Source organism: Allopusillimonas ginsengisoli (genome assembly GCF_004153455.1).
GTDB lineage: Bacteria > Pseudomonadota > Gammaproteobacteria > Burkholderiales > Burkholderiaceae_B > Allopusillimonas > Allopusillimonas ginsengisoli.
In genome coordinates this window covers 1-18,515 of sequence record NZ_SDQE01000023.1, presented here as the reverse complement: position 1 = coordinate 18,515, position 18,515 = coordinate 1, and the positions used below count along the sequence as shown (strand labels likewise).

Sequence of the window (18,515 nt, the reverse complement as noted above, 5' to 3'; positions counted from 1 at the left end):
CCTGATTGCGCCGATCGCCATGGAAGAAGGCCTGCGCTTTGCCATCCGCGAAGGCGGACGCACGGTCGGGGCCGGCGTGGTCGCCAGCATCGCCAAGTAAAGACTGGCCGCAAACTGGCGGGAGCGATATTGCTCCCGTCTAATTCGTTCTTTAGGAATACCCATGAAAAACCAGAAAATCCGCATCCGTCTGAAAGCCTTCGATTACAAGTTGATCGATCAGTCCGCTGCCGAAATCGTTGAAACGGCAAAGCGCACGGGCGCGGTGGTTCGCGGTCCGGTTCCGCTGCCTACGCGTATCCGTCGTTACGATGTGCTGCGTTCGCCGCACGTCAACAAGACGTCACGTGATCAGTTCGAAATGCGCACGCACCAACGTCTGATGGATATCGTGGATCCTACCGACAAGACTGTCGACGCGCTGATGCGCCTTGATCTGCCCGCAGGTGTGGACGTCGAAATCGCATTGCAGTAAGCTGTTCCTTGAGCGCCTAGTGCGCGACAAGAAAAACGCCATGCTCATAGCATGGCGTTTTGCATTATGGGCACGCGGCGTGCTGTACAAGCGGCGCTGGCAAACCATACAAGAACAAGAGGGGCGGTTCAATGAGCAGAGTGCAAGCTTTCCTTGGCATGGCGTTACTTGTCCTGGCTACGTTGTGGCAGGCGACTGCTTCGGCTCAAGACGCAAACTGTAACGCGGGGCAGCCCATCAAGTTGGCGGACCAGACATGGGAAAGCGCCACCTTTACCACGCATGTGATTCAGTCATTGCTCGAAGCGGCCTATGGATGTAAAACAGAAATCATTCCAGGCACGCCCGCCGCCACCGAATCCGCCCTGGCCCAGAACGACCTGCAGATCATGGGGGAACTCTGGTCCGGCCGCTCTCCGATCATCGAAAATGCGATAAAGGCGGGCGATGTGCGTGTCATCGGCGATACGCTGGCAGGTGGCGCCGAGCAGGGATGGTATGTGCCGGACTATGTCGTGCATGGTGATCCGCAACGCGGCATAGCGCCCATGGCGCCCGATCTGGAATCCTGGCAAGACTTGCCGCGCTACAAATCGCTGTTTCGCGATCCGGAAGTGCCGTCCAAGGGCCGCTTTCTCAATTGCCCATCAGGCTGGGTCTGCGAAAAAACCAATAGCCGTCTGCTGACGGTGCACGGCCTGGATGACGATTACAACAATTTTCGCGCAGGGACCGGTGCGGCGCTGGATGCGGCCATCAGCGCTGCCTACGATCGCGGCGAACCCATCCTCTTTTACTACTGGCAGCCCGCTGGCCTGATGGCCAAGTACAAGTTTGCCAAAATTGAGCAGGATCCCTTCAATCAGGCGTGCTGGGACACCATCGTCAGTGGTGAGGGCAAGCTGTGTTCGTCTGACTTTCTTGTTGCCCGCCTGAGCGTGGCGGTGTCCTCTGTGTTTGCCCAGCGCAATCCCGAGCTTGTTGCTTTCTTCGAGCGCCTGCAGTTCGAGCCGCCTTTGTTGAACCAGATGATTCTGGAGATGACGGAATCGCGCGCCAACGGCGAGACGATGGCGGCCAAGTTTCTGCGCGAACATACCGACATCTGGCACGCCTGGCTGCCCGCCGATGTGGCGGCACGGGCCGATCGCGCATTGGGCCTGCCGCAGACTGACGCCTCCGAACCAGGGGACAGCGTGTCGGCCGACGCGCAGCCTGCGCCGGCGGATACCCATGACGGGCAGCTCGAGGCGGGGGACAGCGCATCGGGCAAGGCGAGCTCCAGGCCCGTCGCCACAGGGTCGGACGCCGGCACCGCATCACTGGCCGCTGCCCTTACCGGTCAAGGGATCTTCCCCGACTGGTCCGCGGCAGCGTTCGTCAATCAGCGCTTGTTGGCCATGGTCAAGTCTTACGGCAGCAGCTTCCGGGAATCCAGCGAATTCATACTGACCACCGTACTGCTGCCGATTGAACGCTTGATGGAGGCCGTGCCTGCCTGGCTATTTCTTGCGCTGGTCGCGCTGCTGTCCTGGCATGCCACCCGCAAGCCGGTCACGACCGTTCTTTACGTTGTCTGCCTGTATGCGATCGGGGCGGTCGGGTTGTGGGACAAGCTGATGCAGACCTTTGCGCTGGTGCTGGTGTCTACCCTGTTTTCCATCATCATTGGCATTCCCGTGGGGATACTGGCGGCGAGCAGCCGCACATTGCGGCGTGTCCTCACGCCCATTCTCGACGTCATGCAGACGATGCCCAGCTTCGTGTATCTGATTCCGGTACTGATGCTGTTTGGCCTGGGGAAAGTGCCCGCCCTGTTTGCCACCATCATCTACGCGGTGCCGCCGCTCATACGCCTGACCGTGCTTGGGCTGCGCCATGTCGATCGCAACGTCATGGAAGCGGCGCAGTCCTTCGGTGTAACGCGCTGGCAGATGCTGGTCAAAGTCACCCTGCCGCTGGCCAGGCCCAGCATCATGGCAGGCATCAATCAGACAACGATGATGGCCCTGGCCATGGTGGTGGTGGCGTCGATGATCGGCGCGCGCGGGCTGGGCGAAGATGTCCTGGCCGGCATCCAGACCCTGGACGTGGGCCGTGGCCTGCAGGCCGGCATCGCCATCGTGATATTGGCGATCGTCATCGACCGCATCACACAGGCCTATGGCCGCCCGCGCCGGCGCCGGCAGGCCATGCTGCAACAGGAGAATGAGCGATGAGCGATCCAGACCGCCCGACAGATCTCACGCCCGCGGGTGACCAGATTGCCGCGACGGAGACCGCGTCCCGGGCTGATGGCAATGTCCTGGATGCGTCGGGGAAGCCCGAGGCGCACCTCGATGCCCCAGCGGACAGCGTCAAAATCCAGATACGAGACGTGTACAAGGTATTTGGGCGGCGCGAAGCCGATGCGGTCGCGATGTTGCGCGAAGGGGCGGACAAATCCGCTGTTCAGCTTGAAACCGGCGTCAACGTTGGCCTGGCCGGTATCAATGCCGATATTCCCACGGGACAAATCACCTGCATCATGGGGCTCTCGGGATCGGGCAAGTCCACCCTGGTGCGGCACCTGAACAGGCTGATCGACCCGTCGGCCGGAGAGGTGCTGGTCGATGGCGAGAACATCCTCACGCTCAGCATGCCAGCGCTGCGCGAGCTGCGCCGGCACAAGATCAGCATGGTGTTCCAGAACTTCGGGCTGCTGCCGCATATCAACGTGCTGGATAACGTGGCGTTCGGCCTGAACGTGCGCGGCGAGGGCCGGCAGCAGGCCCGGACAACCGCCAGCCTGTGGCTGGAGCGCGTAGGCCTGGCGGAATACGAAAAAAGCTATCCCGATGAGCTGTCAGGCGGCATGCGCCAGCGCGTGGGGCTGGCCCGCGCACTGGCCATTGATGCCGAAGTGCTGTTGATGGACGAAGCCTTCTCGGCGCTGGATCCACTGATCCGCTACGACATGCAGGACCAGCTCCTGGCCCTGCAGCAGCGTTTGCAGAAAACCATTGTGTTCATCACGCACGACATCGAAGAGGCATTGCGCCTGGGCCAGCACATCATCATTCTGCGCGACGGCAAGGTGGAACAGGTGGGTACGCCAGAAGACATTCGGAACCATCCCGCAAACGACTACGTGGAGCGTTTTGTGGTGCGGCGGGTTGCGGTCTGATTCCTGCAGAGGCTTATTGCGGCTTTACGCCTGCCCGCTCCAGAACCACCTTCCAACGATCGTGTTCTGCGGTGGCGAAGCGGGTAAAGTCTTGACTGCTGCTGCCTACCGCATTGCCGCCCATGGCGACGATGCGGCTTTGGACATCAGGCATAGCCGTTACCTTTGCCATCGCAGCGCTCAGGCGATCCACGACAAGCTGGGGCGTTCCTTTTGGCACCCAGTATCCGTGCCACGTTTCCGCATTGATATCAGGATAGCCCAGCTCGGCGAACGTGGGGATCTCGGGGAGAAAATCCGAGCGCTGGGCGGCAGTGATGGCGAGCGCCTTGACTTTGCCGGTCTTGAGCGAGGCGTTTGCCGAGAACAGGCCGTCGAACATCGCGGGCACCCTGCCGGCCATCACGTCAGTCACCATGGTGGAACCAGATTTATAAGGGATCAGATTCATGACGACGCCGGTTTCTTCCTTGAACAGCTCGCCGGCAAGATGCCCTGCGGATCCCAGGTAAGTGGCATAGTCCACGCCGTCGCCGCGTGCACGTCCGTAGGCGATGAATTCGTCTAGCGTTGTGGCGGGAATTTCTGAAGAGACCAGCAGCACCATTGGAACCTGGGTTATCTGGGAAACCGGGATAAAGTCGGCAAGCGGATCGTATGGCAGGTTTGCCACCATAGCGGGCGCGATGACGTGGGCGGAGGAGTTGGCCAGCAGGGTGTATCCGTCCGGCTTGGCGCGCGCAGCCTGTCCGGCGCCAATGACGCCGGACGCGCCGGAAACATTGGCGGTGACCAGCGACTGGCCGAGCTCGGTTTCCAGCTTGTGGTTGATGAGTCGAGCCACGATGTCCACGTTGCCGCCCGGGCTGAATGGAACAATGACCGAAATTGTGCGTTCAGGATAGGTGTCTGCCTGGCTGGGCATCCCGATGGACCCCAACATTATCCCCAGGCATGCCAGTAGCGTGTTTATGCGTTTCATAGTTGGAGTCCTTTGAGCATGACTAACTGAGGACGGCTTCTTGCGCGATGTCGGTGACAGCGCGCATCACGTCATCCGAAGTATCCTGGTTGATCGAACAATCAGGGCCGAGCAAATGGTAGCGGCCTTGCATTTCGGCAAGCGAGGCTTTCGCGTGCTCACGCAGTGCTTCCACCGATATCGACCCCATGGCGGGCTTTCCAGGCAGGCCGCCCAGCACGGCGCGGCCCGTCTTGTTGTGCATCTCGGTCAGGGAGGGGTTGCCCGGCGTGGTTGCCCAGCTGAACACGTCGACGGGGTAGTCGACAAAACTGTCGGCCAGAATGTTGTCGCCGCACATGTGAACGATATTGAATGGCGCGGCGCTGGCAGCCTCGAGGATTTGCTTGTCGAAGGGTGCCTGGAATCGATTGAATTCTTCCGGAGACATTTGCGACTTCGTGGCGGCGGTCGTGGCGTAGAAAATGCCGTCCAGCCCTGCCTCGACACACGCGCGGGAATGCTGAGCGAAAGCGCGGGCGATGGTCGCCAGCCCCTGTTCCAGGGCGTCGGGGTTCTCCGTCATCAGGCGACGCACCTGCGCCGGCCCATCGTCCATCATGAACATGGCGGTCATGATCGGAGAAAAAATCGTACCGATGATGGGGACATCCTTGCCTACGCTTGCACGAACCAGCTGGCAGGCTTCAATCTGTTCGGCGAGCGCGCCAGCGGTCACATCTACGTCTTCGAGTTTGCCGATGTCCGCCGCATTCTGCACGGCGTAGTGAGTCACGACAGGAAAAGTTGCCTTCTCGTAAGAGCGCTGAAACGTTTGCCCCCACAATTCTGTAAAGCAGTAAGGGCGGGATTGGGGCTTGAGAAAGTCCCAATCATAGGCTGCGTACAGCCGCAGCGTTTCGGCCGCGAGCGCCTCGGCGCTATGCTCTTGCGCAAAGTTATGCAGCCACAGGCTGAAAGGAACCCTGTCAACGGGCGCTCCCTTGATGGCCGCCATGACGCGTTCTCGTTTGTTCATCTCTTCCTCCGAAAGAATAAGCTAAGGATTTGGTTCGGGCGCGGGCAAGCCGGTTTGGCCCAGCGTGCTCATCGGGCAAAGGCTGCTCAGTGGCGTGCCTGCCCCAGAAACGGGAAATCACAAGCGGGGGCCCTGTTCTCAAGGATTTCCGAGATTGCCAGGGCGGATCCGCAGGACTGCGTCCAGCCGATTGTTCCGTGTCCGGCGTTGATCAGCAGATTGGGGTAGCGGCTGCGGCCGATATAAGGCAGATTGCTGGGCGTCATCGGTCTCAATCCCGCCCAATGGCTGGCCTGCGCCGCATCCAGGGCGTCCGGGAATAGCGCCATGGCGCGATCCTGAAGTTGCTGGCACCGGGCGGTATCGATGGAGGTGTCGAAGTTTGCAATCTCGGCGAAGCCGGTCGCTCTCACTCGGTCGCCCAGTCTCGAAAAGGCAATCTTGCGGCCGGCATCCGTAAGACCCATGCGGCAGGCAAGGCTATCCGGCAGCACGGGCAAGGTAACGGAATACCCCTTTACAGGATAGATATCCAGCGAGATACCGATCTTGCGAGCCTGGGCTGCCGTGGCGCTGCCAAGACACAGGACATAGTGCTGGGCCCGACAGGTTTCCTTCCTGCCATCACTGAACACGATATCCACGGCGTCGACCCCGCTCTTGCCGGTCTTGATCTCCTGCAGGCTTGCGCCATAGTGAAAGACCACGCCGGCTTGCCGCGCGCGCTCGGCAAGCCGCTGGGTGAACTTGAAGGCGTCGCCCGTCTCATCGCCGCGGGAATACACGCCGCCTTGCAATGAATTGCCCACGGACTGCAATGAGGGTTCGAGATCAAGGCATTCCTGGGCCGACAGAACTTCTCGCTTGATGCCGTAGGCGGCAAGCTTGCGGGCGGCGCCGGCGGCGGCCCGCAGCCGATCGGCATCCGTGAAGAACAGCAGGATGCCGTTCTGGCGGCCGTCATAGTCGATGCCTATGTCCGCACGCAGCGTTTGCAGGGCGGTACGACTGTAGACGCCCAGATTAGCCAGATGTATGAGGTTCTGGTGATAGCGGCTTTGCACGCATTCGCGCAGAAACTTGGCCAGCCAGGTCCATTGATGGATATCTGCCTGGGGCCGGAACACCAGCGGCGTATCGTCATGCAGAAGCCAGTCGAATACAGTGCGCAGCGTGGAAGGGTTGGCCCAGGGATCCGCCAAATGCGCGGAAACCTGACCAGCATTGGCAAAACTGGTCTCAAGGCCGGGTTCGGGCCGCCGTTCCACAACCCGCACGTTATGTCCGTTCTGACGTAGATACCAGGCTGTTGTGACGCCAATAATGCCGGCCCCGAGAACAATGATGTCCATGATGGTTTATCTCCGAACTGATCGCGGCTTACTCGAGCTTTACGTTAAAGCGCTTGATCATGGCGCCCCACTTTTCGAATTCCGCGCGATTGAAGGCATCGAACTCTTCCGGCGTGTTGCCCACCGGGATGCCGCCCAGGCTGGATATGCGTTCGGCCACTTCAGGCAAATGGGTAATGTCCCGAATCGTTTCGGACAGCTTGTTGACGATCTCAGGCGAAGTACCCTTGGGAGCCCAGATGCCGTGCCAGGTATTCAAATCCATCTGGGAATAGCCAAGCTCCTCGAATGTCGGAACATCCGGCAACAAGGGCGAGCGCGTTGTCGAGGCCACCGCCAGAGGTTTCAGCGAGCCGGTCTTGATCTGGCCCATGACCGCTGTGAGCGCATCAAACATAATGGGCACCTGGCCGCCCATGACATCGATCATGGCCGCGCCGCTGCCCTTGTAGGGCACGTGCGTCATCGACATCCCGGTGGCCTCGCCCAGCATCTCGCCCGCCAGGTGGGGGGTGGAGCCATTGCCGGCCGAGGCGTAGCTGACGCCATCCTTCTGCTGCTTTCCCCATGTCACAAGGTCTTCGACGCTATTGACGGGCAGCGACGGGGCGGCCACCAGCACAAGAGGTACCAGGGTAATCTGGCTCACAGGGATCAGATCATTCAGGGCATCGTAGGTGATGTCGGGGTACAGGCTGGGAACGATGACATGGATGGATGAATTGGCAAGCAGGGTAGAGCCATCCGGCGCGGCGTTGGCGACCTGTCTGGCGCCGATCATGCCCGAGGCGCCCGACTTGTTTTCGACAACGACGGGTTGTCCGAGCCGCTTTGCCAAGGGCTCGGCAATGGTACGGGCCACGATGTCCACAGATCCGCCCGCTGCGAATGGCGCCACGATGCGTATCGGTTTTCCGGAAGTGCCGCTTGCAGCGGCCAGCGTGGCTGAACTGAAAAGCAGCAACGTCAGCGTCAGTATGCTTTTGAACATGGATTGTCTCCTGGTCTTGAGGGATGGGCCCGGGTTCGCCGGGACCCGTTGAGTGTTGGGGGCTTTTGTCAGAATGTGCCGGGGTATCCGCCGCCGTCACACAGAATGTTCTGGCCCGTGATGAAGCCGGCCTGGGCTGAACACAAGTAGGCGCACAGGGAAGCGAACTCGCTGGGCTCGGCAAAGCGCTTGGCGGCATTGGTGGATGAGCGCTCCTTCCATATTTCTTCGAAGGATTTGCCGGAGGCGGCGGCCAGGTCCCGCCCGTATTGGTACTGGGTATCCGTGGCAATGATGCCGGGCAGCGCAGTGTTGAGGGTCACGTTGTGAGGCGCCATTTCGCGTGCCAGCCCGCTCATGAAGCCGGTCAGGCCCAGCCGCGGGCACACAGAAAGCGAGAGCTCGAGCTGCGGCTCCTTGACGAAACGCGAGGTAATGGCGACGATCCGCCCGAACTTGCGGGATGCCATCCCCTCGACCACGCCGGTGATGAGCTCGATCGGTGCGAGCATCATGGCGTCCAGCGCCTGTTGCCAGTTCGCGTGGGTCCATTCGCGGAAATCGCCGTCGGTTTCGGGCCAGCCGCCGTTGTGGATGAGAATGTCGGGGTCGTTGCAGTACGCGAGCACATGCGCGCGGCCTTCCTGGCGGGCGAGGTCCGCAGCCACGATGTCGACGTCGACACCATACTCGGCGCGGATGGCGTCGGCGGTCGCGGCAAGCTTGGCCTCATTGCGTGCAACGAGCACCAGCTTTGCGCCTTCTTTGGCCAGCAATTCCGCGCAGGCCCGGCCTATGCCTTGACTCGCGCCACAGACCATGGCTTTTCTGCCTGCAATGTCCAAATTCATATCAACTCCTGTGTCAAACTCGCTTTTCTTCAACCGACGCCGGGGGCCACCCGGACAAGTGCAGGTTGAATGTGATAATTGCCAAGAAGTGAACAGTCTATCGGGAGAGGCGCGAAAGAATTAACCCAATTTTGGTGTTGCGATTCAAATTATTGGGTTTATTTTCTACAAACAGAAAGCAAAATAGTAGAAAATAATTTTCAAGAAGTCTGGTTGTCCAAAATAAGCGAAAAATGGGCGCTTCGAATTAGGTCTGAAAGGGATGCCCTCTGCAGAAGAAGGCGCCTCCAAAGACTGTGTTGCTGGCGCAACAAACCCGAACAGCTTTGCAGCCTGAGTGGTCCGTTATGCAACGGCACTTGCCCGCCTTGCTTGACTCATGTTAAAGTGCAGGGCTTAGCCAAAAAAGTAGTTGGCTATAGATCCGTGTATGTGCAGGCGCTGTATAAGTTGCATGCGGCGCAGGCGCATATAGTAATCAGCCCCGACCAATCGCAGTCGGGAATGGAGAAAAATGATGTCGAACTCGACACCTACGCCTGCCGCTTATCGGCTGGGACTCGTGGGGCGTAAAGTCGGCATGACCCGTATTTTTACCGAGGAAGGCGAGTCCATCCCGGTAACCGTACTGGACGTGTCGAACAATCGCGTAACCCAGGTTAAGTCACCAGAAACCGATGGCTACGCGGCAATCCAAGTGGCCTACGGCACCCGCCGCGCTTCCCGCGTGGCCAAGCCTCAGGCAGGGCATTACGCCAAAGCCGGCGCCGAAGCCGGCAGCATCCTGAAGGAATTTCGCCTCGATCCTTCCAAGGCGGCTGAATTCACAGCCGGTTCGGTTGTGGCCGTCGAAAGCGTGTTCGAAGCTGGCCAGAAGGTCGATGTAACGGGCACCACCATTGGTAAAGGCTTTGCCGGTACCATCAAGCGCCACCATTTCGGTTCCCAGCGTGCTTCCCACGGTAACTCGCGTTCGCACCGCGTGCCTGGCTCTATCGGTCAGGCGCAGGATCCGGGTCGTATTTTCCCCGGCAAGCGCATGTCTGGTCACCTGGGTGATGCCACCCGCACCGTTCAAAACCTCGACATCGTACGTGTCGACGCCGAACGTGGCCTGCTTCTGGTCAAGGGCGCTGTCCCCGGCCACAAGAATGGCGATGTTGTCGTGCGTCCCGCCATCAAGATGTCGGCCAAGAAAGGAGCCTAATCAATGGAACTCAAGCTCCTGAATGACAAGGGTCAATCCGCTTCCACCGTTGCCGCACCAGACACCATTTTTGGCCGCGACTTCAACGAAGCGCTTGTGCACCAGGTCGTCGTCGCATTCCAGGCCAATGCCCGCAGCGGCAACCGTGCCCAGAAAGGCCGCGACACCGTCAAGCACAGCACCAAGAAGCCGTGGCGCCAGAAAGGCACCGGCCGCGCGCGTGCTGGCATGACGTCTTCGCCCATCTGGCGCGGAGGTGGTCGTGCATTCCCCAACTCGCCCGACGAGAATTTCTCCCAGAAGGTCAACAAGAAAATGTATCGCGCAGGTATCCGTGCGATCCTTTCCCAGCTGGCCCGCGAAGACCGCATCGCCGTGGTGGATGCCTTCGAACTCGACGCACCCAAGACCAAGCTCGCCGCTGACAAGCTCAAGAGCATGGGCCTGGAGTCGGTTCTCATCATCACCGATACGCTCGACGAAAACGTTTACCTCGCCACTCGCAACCTGCCGCATGTTGCCGTGGTCGAACCGCGCTATGCCGACCCGCTTTCGCTGATCCACTACAAGAACGTGTTGATCACCAAGCCGGCTATCGCTCAACTCGAGGAGATGTTGGGATGAATGCCGCACGCCTGATGCAAGTTATCCTGGCACCCGTCGTGACTGAAAAAGCCACGTTCGTTGCCGAAAAAAATCAGCAAATCGCTTTCCGTGTCGTTCCCGATGCGACCAAGCAGGAAATCAAGGCCGCCATCGAGCTCCTCTTCAAGGTTGAAGTCGAGTCCGTCCAGGTCCTGAACACCAAAGGTAAAGAAAAGCGTTTTGGCCGTTTCATTGGTCGCCGCCGTAATGAACGCAAGGCTTATGTCTCGCTGAAAGACGGACAGGAACTCGACTTTACGGAGGTGAACTAAATGGCACTCGTAAAAGTCAAGCCGACCTCGGCCGGTCGCCGTGGCATGATCAAGGTGGTACACCCTGATCTGCACAAGGGCGCTCCGCACGCCGGTCTGCTCGAAAAGAAAGCCCGCGGTTCCGGCCGCAACAACAATGGTCACATCACGGTACGTCACCGTGGAGGCGGCCACAAGCAACACTATCGTCTCGTTGACTTCCGTCGCAACAAGGACGGCATTCCGGCCAAGGTCGAGCGTCTCGAATACGACCCCAACCGTACGGCGCACATCGCACTGCTGTGCTACGCCGATGGCGAACGTCGCTACATCATCGCTCCGCGCGGCCTCGAAGTTGGCGCCACGCTGTTGTCCGGCATCGATGCTCCCATCCGTGCGGGCAACACTCTGCCAATCCGCAACATTCCGGTCGGTGCCACCATACACTGCATCGAGATGCTGCCAGGCAAGGGTGCCCAGATCGCGCGTTCGGCGGGTGCTTCCGCCGTACTGCTGGCCCGCGAAGGTACATACGCCCAGGTTCGCTTGCGTTCCGGCGAAGTCCGTCGCGTTCACATCGACTGCCGCGCAACGATAGGCGAAGTCGGCAACGAAGAACACAGCTTGCGTCAAATCGGTAAAGCCGGTGCCATGCGCTGGCGTGGTGTCCGTCCGACCGTTCGTGGCGTCGCCATGAACCCGGTGGATCACCCGCACGGTGGTGGTGAAGGCCGTACCGGCGAGGGCCGTGAACCGGTGAGTCCATGGGGCACGCCGTCCAAGGGCTACAGAACTCGTCGTAACAAGCGCACAGACAATATGATTGTCTCGCGCCGCAAGCGCAAGTAAGGGGCGAACAACATGTCACGTTCGATCAAAAAAGGCCCATTCGTCGATGCGCATCTGATCAAAAAGATCGATGCGGCCGTCGAAGGCAAAGAGAAAAAGCCGATCAAAACCTGGTCGCGCCGTTCCACCATCCTGCCCGAATTCATTGGGCTGACGATTGCTGTGCACAATGGCCGCCAGCATGTTCCCGTGTATATCAACGAGAACATGGTCGGTCACAAGCTCGGCGAGTTCGCACTGACCCGTACCTTCAAGGGTCACGCTGCGGACAAGAAGTCCAAGAGGTAAGTGATGGAAACTACAGCTATTATCCGTGGCGTCCATATCTCAGCCCAGAAAACGCGCCTTGTTGCGGATCTTATCCGCGGCAAGTCCGTTGCCCAGGCGCTGAATATCCTGACGTTCACCCCCAAGAAAGCCGCGGGCATTCTCAAGAAAGCGCTTGAGTCCGCGATCGCCAACGCCGAGCACAACGACGGCGCCGATATCGACGAACTCAAGGTCACGACCATCTACGTGGACAAGGGTCAGTCAATGAAGCGTTTCTCCGCCCGTGCAAAGGGCCGCGGTAACCGTATCGAAAAGCAGACCTGCCACATTGTGGTCAAGGTCGGGGCTTAAGGAGTCGCAATGGGACAGAAAATACACCCGATTGGGTTCCGCCTCGCTGTCAATCGCAACTGGAGTTCGCGCTGGTACGCAGACGACAAAGCGTTTGGCGGCATGCTTTCCGAAGATATCCGCGTACGCGAATACCTGAAGAAAAAGCTCAAGAACGCATCTGTTGGCCGTGTCATCATCGAGCGTCCCGCCAAGAATGCCCGCATCACGATTTTCTCGGCACGCCCGGGTGTTGTGATCGGCAAGCGCGGCGAAGACATCGAGAACCTGAAGGCTGATCTGCAGCGCCTGATGGGCGTGCCCGTGCACGTCAACATCGAGGAAATCCGCAAGCCAGAAACCGATGCTCAACTGATCGCCGATTCCATTGCTCAGCAATTGGAAAAGCGCATTATGTTCCGCCGCGCCATGAAACGCGCCATGCAGAACGCCATGCGCCTGGGTGCCCAAGGCATCAAGATCATGAGCTCGGGCCGCCTGAACGGCATCGAAATTGCCCGTACCGAATGGTATCGCGAAGGCCGTGTGCCACTGCACACGCTGCGCGCCAACATCGACTACGGCACGTCCGAAGCCCAGACGACATACGGCATCATTGGTATCAAAGTGTGGGTCTACAAGGGCGACATGCTGCCTAACGGCGAAATGCCCCCGGAAACCGCTGCACCGCGCGAAGACGAGCGTCGTCCGCGTCGCCCCCGTGGCGATCGCCCCGACAGCCGCCGTCCGGGTGGTCGTGGCCGTGGCCCTCGTAAAGACGCTGGAGCGCCGGCTGCTGCTGCGCCTGCGGCGCCTGAAGGAGAATAAACATGCTGCAACCTTCACGCAGAAAGTACCGCAAGGAGCACAAGGGCCGCAACACTGGTCTGGCTACCCGCGGTGCGCAGGTTTCGTTTGGCGAGTTCGGCCTCAAGGCCACCGGCCGCGGCCGGCTTACCGCTCGCCAGATCGAATCCGCCCGTCGTGCGATCAACCGTCACATCAAGCGTGGCGGCCGTATCTGGATTCGCATTTTTCCGGACAAGCCCATTTCGCAGAAGCCTGCCGAAGTTCGTATGGGTAACGGTAAAGGCAATCCCGAATTCTGGGTCGCAGAAATTCAACCCGGCAAGGTGTTGTACGAAATGGAAGGTGTGAGCGAAGAGCTCGCACGCGAAGCTTTCCGCCTGGCCGCCGCCAAGCTGCCTATTTCCACGACATTCGTGTCGCGGCATATTGGCGCCTAAGGAGACCTGTAATGAAAGTCAGCGAACTCCGTTCCAAAAACGCCGCCGAGCTCAATACCGAGCTCGAAAGCCTGCTGAAGGCACATTTCAACCTGCGCATGCAGCGTGCCACTCAGCAGCTTTCCAATACCAGTCAGCTTGGCAAGGTTCGTCGCGATATCGCGCGCGTCCGCACCATCATGACTGAGAACGCAGGAAAGTAACATGAGCGAAACTCAAACCACTCAACCGGCAAAGCGCCAACGTACTCTTATTGGCCGGGTTGTGAGCAACAAGATGGACAAGACTGTCGTGGTCCGCGTAGAGCGCCGCGTCAAGCACCCCGTTCTTGGCAAGATTATCGTGCGCTCCAACAGGTACAAGGCGCACGATGAGACCAACCAGTACAACGAAGGTGATACCGTCGAAATCGCAGAAGGTCGTCCGATCTCCCGCGACAAGTCCTGGACAGTCGTACGTTTGCTTGAAGCCGCGCGTGTAATCTAATGCCTGGTCTTGGCCGGCGCCACCAGGCGCTGGCAAGGTCATTGCAGATGACTGCATTGCCGGGCTGGTTCCCAAGTGGGCGCCAGCCAGAAGATTCCCCAGATAGCCACGGTGCTGCCTGGGGAATTTTTTTTTTATTGTTCAGCGCTTCGTCGCTTTTCCTTGGGTTCGAACGTTAGCTGGTCGCCCGTGTCTGTCAGTATCAGAAACGGGGCTTCGATGATGTCTTCGTCGATTTTCTGGCGAACCATTCGGATCGCTTCGTCCCGGCGATACTCAATGAGTTCGTCGGGCACAAAAATGGCATGATCGCCGCCGTGCACATAAATCAGGCACCCGTTCTCTCCATCTTGTTTGTCGTAAGCAACGATCTTGCCTTCAATGCCTCTGGCAAGCTGCTGCATGAATTTGCTGTAGCCCATTCCCCTACCTTTTGCGGTTCAAGAAAAGCGCCGAAAACTCGGTCGCGCCCGCATTGTACGTAACCGTCGTCGCTGAAACAAAGATACGGTTGTACTAGGCTGTCTAGTACTATTAGTACAGGCGCAAGACGGTTTGAGCGGCTAGGCTTTGCCAAATCCATGGCGGGGGGCTAAGCTGATTCTCCTGTCCAGCCGCTTGTCCGCGCCATGGCTATCTGGGAGACACAAAATGGGAAGAAACCCTGCCGCGCCGCCATCCGGTCGGCATCAACTTCAGCAGATCATTGCCGGGCTGACCGAAGGCGTCATCCTGATCGAGCCGGATGGATCCATCGCCTGGGCCAATCAGGCCGCGCTTGCCATGCACGATGCGGGATCATTGCAGGAACTGGGCGCGACGGCGCAAGGTTATTGCGACACGTTTAGCCTCACATACCGGAACAACCATCGTCTTCAGGCCGACCAGTACCCCATTATGCGCGCGCTGGCGGGCGAGGCATTTTCCGAGGTGGTCGTCGAGATGCGCAGCGCCGATGAGGCGTGCTATCGGGTGCTGAATACTCACAGCGTGATGTTGGATGACGAGGCGGGCGCTCGCCAGTGCGTGGTGCTGGTATTGAACGACGTCACAGAGCGCTACAGCGCGGAAGATCGCTTTGAGAAGACGTTCAACGCCAACCCTGCGCCCGCCTTGATATGTCGCCTGTCGGATTTTCGTTACGTTCGGGTCAATCAGGGTTTTCTGGAAATGACAGGCTATGTGCGGGACCAGGTGCTGGGCAGATCTGCCTATGAGCTGGATGTACTGGCCAACGCCGACAAAAGAGAGCAGGCCATTGCCAACATCGGCGAAGGGCGCACCGTGCCGCAGATGGAGGCGGTACTGCAGCTGCCAGGCGGAGGCAGCAAGTATGTGATTGTGGCGGGGCAGCCCATCGAGGTCAATGAAGAGGGCTGCATGCTGTTCACCTTTATCGACCTGGATCCGCGAAAGCAGACCGAAGATGCGCTCAGGCACACCGAAGAGCGCTTCTCCAAGGCGTTCCGTCTGGCGCCTGTGCCAATGATACTCAGCACACTGGCTGAGTTCCGCTTGCTGGAAGTGAACGACGCCTTCATCAATACCACCGGCTATGCCAAGGATACGCTGATCAATCAAACGCTGGCCGCATCGGGTGTCTGGGCCAGTCCGGGTGAGTACCGCAAGCTCGAGGCGCAGCTTGAGGATACGGGGAGCGTACGCAATTACGGGATACAGCTTTGCACACAGGACAATGTGCACCTTGATTGTCTGGTGTCGGCCGAGACGGTCACCATCCACGGCGAACGCTGCGTGTTGGGCGTGATTCAGGACATCACCGCACACAAGCAGTCCGAGAGCGAGCTGATCGCCGCCATCGAAACGGTTATGCAGGATACGTCGTGGTTCAGCCGTACCGTTATCGAAAAGCTGGCGCAAATACGCAGGCCGCCAGGCGCCGTAGACAACAAGGCGGCAGTGGCTGACCTGACCGTGCGCGAACGCGAAGTGCTTGGCCTGATGTGCGAAGGCATGAGCGACGAAGAAATCGGTGAAAAACTCCACCTGTCGCGCAATACCGTGCGTAATCACGTGGCAACCATTTATAACAAAATCGATGTCCACCGTCGCAGCGCGGCCATTATTTGGGGGCGCGAGCGTGGTATCGTGGGTTATGAGAAGCCGGTGCGGGGCAGAAAACAATAACTTCTGATTGAATACCAGTCTATATGCACTAAGGGATCTAGTATGTACTGTTCTTGTTGGGTGTCATGTAAATGAATAAAGTGAATCATCCGTCAAGGATACATTGGCTCAACTGGGCGCAGTATGAAACCGAGCCGGATGCAACACTCACTGAATCAAGGAGTTGTTATGAACAAAGACCAAGTCAAGGGTGCTGGGCGCGAAGTCAAGGGCGCCGTCAAGGAAACCGTCGGTAAAGTGACGGACAATCCCAAAACCGAGGTTGAGGGAAAGGTTGAAAAGAACCTGGGCACCGCTCAGCGCAAGGCTGGCGATGTCAAAGAAGCCGTGAAAGACGCGGTGGACAACAACCGGCGCTAAACCGCTACATGTAGCGTGTGAGTACAGGAACTCGTCTTGGCCCTCTTAGGAGGGCCTTTTTTTTGAGTGTCAGCGCAGGCTGTCGGGAAGCAGGGAGCGGACGTGTTCCCGGGCGGGGGGATGAGCAGTCGCATCGCAATCGTCGCTCATCGAATTGCATGCGTCTTCGATATGTAGCCGGTTCACCAGACCGACTGGCAGTGCGTAATGCCTTGGCTGCAATTGCCTGACATCGATGTCCATGGATTTTGCGATGGCGCGGTACATGCTTTCTGTCAGCAATGCGTCGGGCTGTTCCATTCTTGCGTAGTTTTCCAGCGAGATGCCCATGTTATTGGCCATCTCATTCTTTTTCAGCCCAAGGTATTCGCGCCACGCGCGCACAATACTCCAATCCTGACGCGCGATGAACTGAACGACTGTATGCGGAACCTCTGTTTTGTCCACGGCTTCATACTCATGGCTGTAGTCCAGATCAACGGTCAGCAACGGGCCGTCGGCGGCTGGGGCGTCACCGTCCTCCTCTGCGTCCAGGCTCGTCGGCGTTGCCTCATTGCCTTCTTTGGCAAAGCGCTCCGCCATGTTCAAGGCGTGCGCGGGCGGTAACGGCTGGGGCGTTGCGCTGTTGCGATTAAACGCTTCGTCCGGCACAGCACTGGCCTTGCTCGCGAGCCGTATGTATTCAACATAGGGCAGTATGACGAATTCTGCCTGCCCGTTCACGCTGAGTATGGTGGGTGTTTGCATTATTGCTCCGGTGAGCCATCTGTGCGTTCAGGCGGCGCGTGCTTGAGATCGTGCACGAGAAAGACATGTTTAACTGCATCACTTTCCACTAGCACTTCGTACCCTCCCTTTTTTATCCAGCTCCGCCAATCGCTGGCAGGGGGGGACTGTCCCAGATCGTCGAGAATCGCAACGACCTCGCAGCGTTGGGGCGCTGTCAAACGCAACATTTTCCAGACAGCGCTCACCTTCCATCTCATGCCAGAAATATCGGCCTCCGTTTCGTGCCAGGCAGTCGGCATGTCAAACCCGTATTGCGATAAAGCAGAAGTACGGCAGCCCTCACTGTCCTTGAGATCGCTGCGAGAGCAGCCCAATGATGTATGTATTCGTTTTTACCTTAATGTGAGAGAACCTTACTGTGTCCTGCATCACATCCGGAAAACTCAAGCTGCGATACAACATTCACCATCGGCAGATATTCGAATGCAAATCAGGAATCCCGCGCTCGAAACAGTCTGTTTGCGACGTATTCAGGGGAGAGGCAGTGCTTGAGCAGCAAACGTTAATTATTAAGGGGCGAGATGGGTGGCGCATTGAACGGCATGATGGAGAGCTCTGTTTGGTTTTCAAGGAACGATATGTTTCATCCGGCATCGCCATTGAGGCGGCCAATGCGCTTTTTCCTAACGAGACGCAAAACTTCGAGCTGATCGACGAGGTATCGGCCAACGATGCGAAATTCGGCAACAGTCAGGGCAAATAGTGTTGATAAATTAACAAACTATTTGTGTCTGTTGAGAATTGTGATCAATGTCACAGATGTTTGGTTGGGCAATTTGCATACTACGCGGCACGCCTATCCGATCTGGTGAGTGTTGATTATCTGCGCAAGAAACAAGGCAGATGCATTGCTCTCCAAGTATTCGCGGGCGCCTCGGGTATCCATGCTCGGCGGAATACTGCGAATGTTCAACGGGTGTGGTTCCACGCAAACTTAGGAGTACGCAATGGCAACATCTGCCTATCACGATGAAGTGCAAAAAATCTACATCGCCTATTACGGGCGCCCCGCTGATCCGGTTGGCCTGAACTTCTGGGCCGGCAAGCTGGATGCGGCCGCAGGCGATCTGTCCGAGATCATCGACGCCTTTGGCAACT

The 18,515-nt window shown here is 58.5% G+C and carries 25 protein-coding genes; 18 read left to right on the top strand and 7 right to left on the bottom strand.

The window, feature by feature from the left end; genetic code table 11:
• The 4 genes from ERE07_RS21385 to ERE07_RS21370 form a co-directional block, all read left to right on the top strand.
• Positions 1 to 100: EF-Tu C-terminal domain-related protein (locus tag ERE07_RS21385; RefSeq protein WP_483413478.1), on the top strand; the 100-nt coding region annotated here is incomplete at its 5' end.
• Between the two features lie 63 nt (positions 101 to 163).
• On the top strand, positions 164 to 475 hold the full coding sequence (gene rpsJ / locus ERE07_RS21380) for a 30S ribosomal protein S10 (protein WP_013743964.1): 312 nt from the start codon (positions 164 to 166) through the stop codon (positions 473 to 475).
• A gap of 131 nt (positions 476 to 606) precedes the next feature.
• Entirely contained in the window at positions 607 to 2,694 is a 2,088-nt protein-coding gene (locus ERE07_RS22445) for a glycine betaine ABC transporter substrate-binding protein (RefSeq protein ID WP_130011049.1), read from the top strand.
• Entirely contained in the window at positions 2,691 to 3,641 is a 951-nt protein-coding gene (locus tag ERE07_RS21370) for a betaine/proline/choline family ABC transporter ATP-binding protein (protein WP_130011048.1), read from the top strand. The genes ERE07_RS22445 and ERE07_RS21370 overlap by 4 nt, the downstream gene beginning before the upstream one ends.
• Before the next feature lie 13 nt (positions 3,642 to 3,654).
• Here the strand turns inward: ERE07_RS21370 and ERE07_RS21365 are convergent, their stop codons facing one another.
• The 5 genes from ERE07_RS21365 to ERE07_RS21345 form a co-directional block, all read right to left on the bottom strand.
• Positions 3,655 to 4,623: a Bug family tripartite tricarboxylate transporter substrate binding protein gene (locus tag ERE07_RS21365; protein ID WP_130011047.1), complete on the bottom strand. Its 969-nt coding sequence runs from the start codon at positions 4,621 to 4,623 to the stop codon at positions 3,655 to 3,657.
• A gap of 22 nt (positions 4,624 to 4,645) precedes the next feature.
• The gene (locus ERE07_RS21360) at positions 4,646 to 5,641 is read right to left on the bottom strand and encodes a uroporphyrinogen decarboxylase family protein (protein WP_130011046.1); all 996 of its coding nucleotides are present in this window, start codon (positions 5,639 to 5,641) and stop codon (positions 4,646 to 4,648) included.
• An 86-nt stretch (positions 5,642 to 5,727) separates the two neighbouring features.
• Complete coding sequence (locus tag ERE07_RS21355) at positions 5,728 to 6,993, bottom strand: D-amino acid dehydrogenase (RefSeq protein ID WP_130011045.1); 1,266 nt, start codon at positions 6,991 to 6,993, stop codon at positions 5,728 to 5,730.
• Positions 6,994 to 7,021: 28 nt separating this feature from the next.
• Positions 7,022 to 7,984: a Bug family tripartite tricarboxylate transporter substrate binding protein gene (locus ERE07_RS21350; protein ID WP_130011044.1), complete on the bottom strand. Its 963-nt coding sequence runs from the start codon at positions 7,982 to 7,984 to the stop codon at positions 7,022 to 7,024.
• Positions 7,985 to 8,052: 68 nt separating this feature from the next.
• Positions 8,053 to 8,835: an SDR family oxidoreductase gene (locus ERE07_RS21345; protein WP_130011043.1), complete on the bottom strand. Its 783-nt coding sequence runs from the start codon at positions 8,833 to 8,835 to the stop codon at positions 8,053 to 8,055.
• Positions 8,836 to 9,352: 517 nt separating this feature from the next.
• On the opposite strand from ERE07_RS21345, the gene rplC reads away from it, so the two are divergent.
• The 10 genes from rplC to rpsQ are packed head-to-tail and all read left to right on the top strand — an operon-like array spanning position 9,353 to position 14,120.
• A complete protein-coding gene (rplC, locus tag ERE07_RS21340) occupies positions 9,353 to 10,042 on the top strand; it encodes a 50S ribosomal protein L3 (RefSeq protein WP_130011050.1) in 690 nt (229 codons plus the stop codon).
• A 3-nt stretch (positions 10,043 to 10,045) separates the two neighbouring features.
• Positions 10,046 to 10,666 (top strand): 50S ribosomal protein L4, encoded by a 621-nt coding sequence (rplD, locus tag ERE07_RS21335; protein ID WP_130011042.1) that lies wholly within the window; start codon positions 10,046 to 10,048, stop codon positions 10,664 to 10,666.
• Positions 10,663 to 10,959, top strand: a complete 297-nt coding sequence (gene rplW, locus ERE07_RS21330; protein ID WP_130011041.1) for a 50S ribosomal protein L23 — start codon at positions 10,663 to 10,665, stop codon at positions 10,957 to 10,959. The genes rplD and rplW overlap by 4 nt, the downstream gene beginning before the upstream one ends.
• The gene (gene rplB, locus ERE07_RS21325; RefSeq protein WP_130011040.1) at positions 10,960 to 11,787 is read left to right on the top strand and encodes a 50S ribosomal protein L2; all 828 of its coding nucleotides are present in this window, start codon (positions 10,960 to 10,962) and stop codon (positions 11,785 to 11,787) included.
• 12 nt (positions 11,788 to 11,799) lie between these two features.
• Positions 11,800 to 12,075: a 30S ribosomal protein S19 gene (gene rpsS, locus ERE07_RS21320; RefSeq protein ID WP_130011039.1), complete on the top strand. Its 276-nt coding sequence runs from the start codon at positions 11,800 to 11,802 to the stop codon at positions 12,073 to 12,075.
• 3 nt (positions 12,076 to 12,078) lie between these two features.
• Entirely contained in the window at positions 12,079 to 12,408 is a 330-nt protein-coding gene (gene rplV, locus ERE07_RS21315) for a 50S ribosomal protein L22 (RefSeq protein WP_129969638.1), read from the top strand.
• A 9-nt stretch (positions 12,409 to 12,417) separates the two neighbouring features.
• The gene (gene rpsC / locus ERE07_RS21310) at positions 12,418 to 13,215 is read left to right on the top strand and encodes a 30S ribosomal protein S3 (protein WP_130011038.1); all 798 of its coding nucleotides are present in this window, start codon (positions 12,418 to 12,420) and stop codon (positions 13,213 to 13,215) included.
• A 2-nt stretch (positions 13,216 to 13,217) separates the two neighbouring features.
• Entirely contained in the window at positions 13,218 to 13,634 is a 417-nt protein-coding gene (rplP, locus tag ERE07_RS21305; RefSeq protein ID WP_130011037.1) for a 50S ribosomal protein L16, read from the top strand.
• Positions 13,635 to 13,645: 11 nt separating this feature from the next.
• On the top strand, positions 13,646 to 13,837 hold the full coding sequence (rpmC, locus tag ERE07_RS21300) for a 50S ribosomal protein L29 (protein WP_130011036.1): 192 nt from the start codon (positions 13,646 to 13,648) through the stop codon (positions 13,835 to 13,837).
• A 1-nt stretch (position 13,838) separates the two neighbouring features.
• A complete protein-coding gene (rpsQ, locus tag ERE07_RS21295; protein ID WP_130011035.1) occupies positions 13,839 to 14,120 on the top strand; it encodes a 30S ribosomal protein S17 in 282 nt (93 codons plus the stop codon).
• 134 nt (positions 14,121 to 14,254) lie between these two features.
• Here rpsQ and ERE07_RS21290 read toward each other — a convergent pair whose 3' ends face one another.
• Positions 14,255 to 14,542: a hypothetical protein gene (locus ERE07_RS21290; RefSeq protein WP_130011034.1), complete on the bottom strand. Its 288-nt coding sequence runs from the start codon at positions 14,540 to 14,542 to the stop codon at positions 14,255 to 14,257.
• Between the two features lie 229 nt (positions 14,543 to 14,771).
• Here ERE07_RS21290 and ERE07_RS21285 point away from each other — a divergent pair, with 229 nt between their 5' ends.
• Together ERE07_RS21285 and ERE07_RS21280 are read left to right on the top strand one after the other, a co-directional pair.
• Positions 14,772 to 16,268 carry a helix-turn-helix transcriptional regulator gene (locus tag ERE07_RS21285; protein ID WP_130011033.1) on the top strand — a complete coding sequence of 499 codons (1,497 nt, stop codon included), beginning with the start codon at positions 14,772 to 14,774 and terminating at the stop codon, positions 16,266 to 16,268.
• 168 nt (positions 16,269 to 16,436) lie between these two features.
• Positions 16,437 to 16,628: a CsbD family protein gene (locus tag ERE07_RS21280; protein ID WP_130011032.1), complete on the top strand. Its 192-nt coding sequence runs from the start codon at positions 16,437 to 16,439 to the stop codon at positions 16,626 to 16,628.
• A gap of 69 nt (positions 16,629 to 16,697) precedes the next feature.
• Here ERE07_RS21280 and ERE07_RS21275 read toward each other — a convergent pair whose 3' ends face one another.
• A complete protein-coding gene (locus tag ERE07_RS21275; RefSeq protein WP_130011031.1) occupies positions 16,698 to 17,375 on the bottom strand; it encodes a helix-turn-helix domain-containing protein in 678 nt (225 codons plus the stop codon).
• A gap of 526 nt (positions 17,376 to 17,901) precedes the next feature.
• On the opposite strand from ERE07_RS21275, the gene ERE07_RS21270 reads away from it, so the two are divergent.
• Positions 17,902 to 18,120, top strand: a complete 219-nt coding sequence (locus ERE07_RS21270) for a hypothetical protein (protein WP_130011030.1) — start codon at positions 17,902 to 17,904, stop codon at positions 18,118 to 18,120.
• A gap of 244 nt (positions 18,121 to 18,364) precedes the next feature.
• On the top strand, positions 18,365 to 18,515 hold a 151-nt coding region (locus ERE07_RS22480), incomplete at its 3' end, for a DUF4214 domain-containing protein (RefSeq protein ID WP_167671056.1).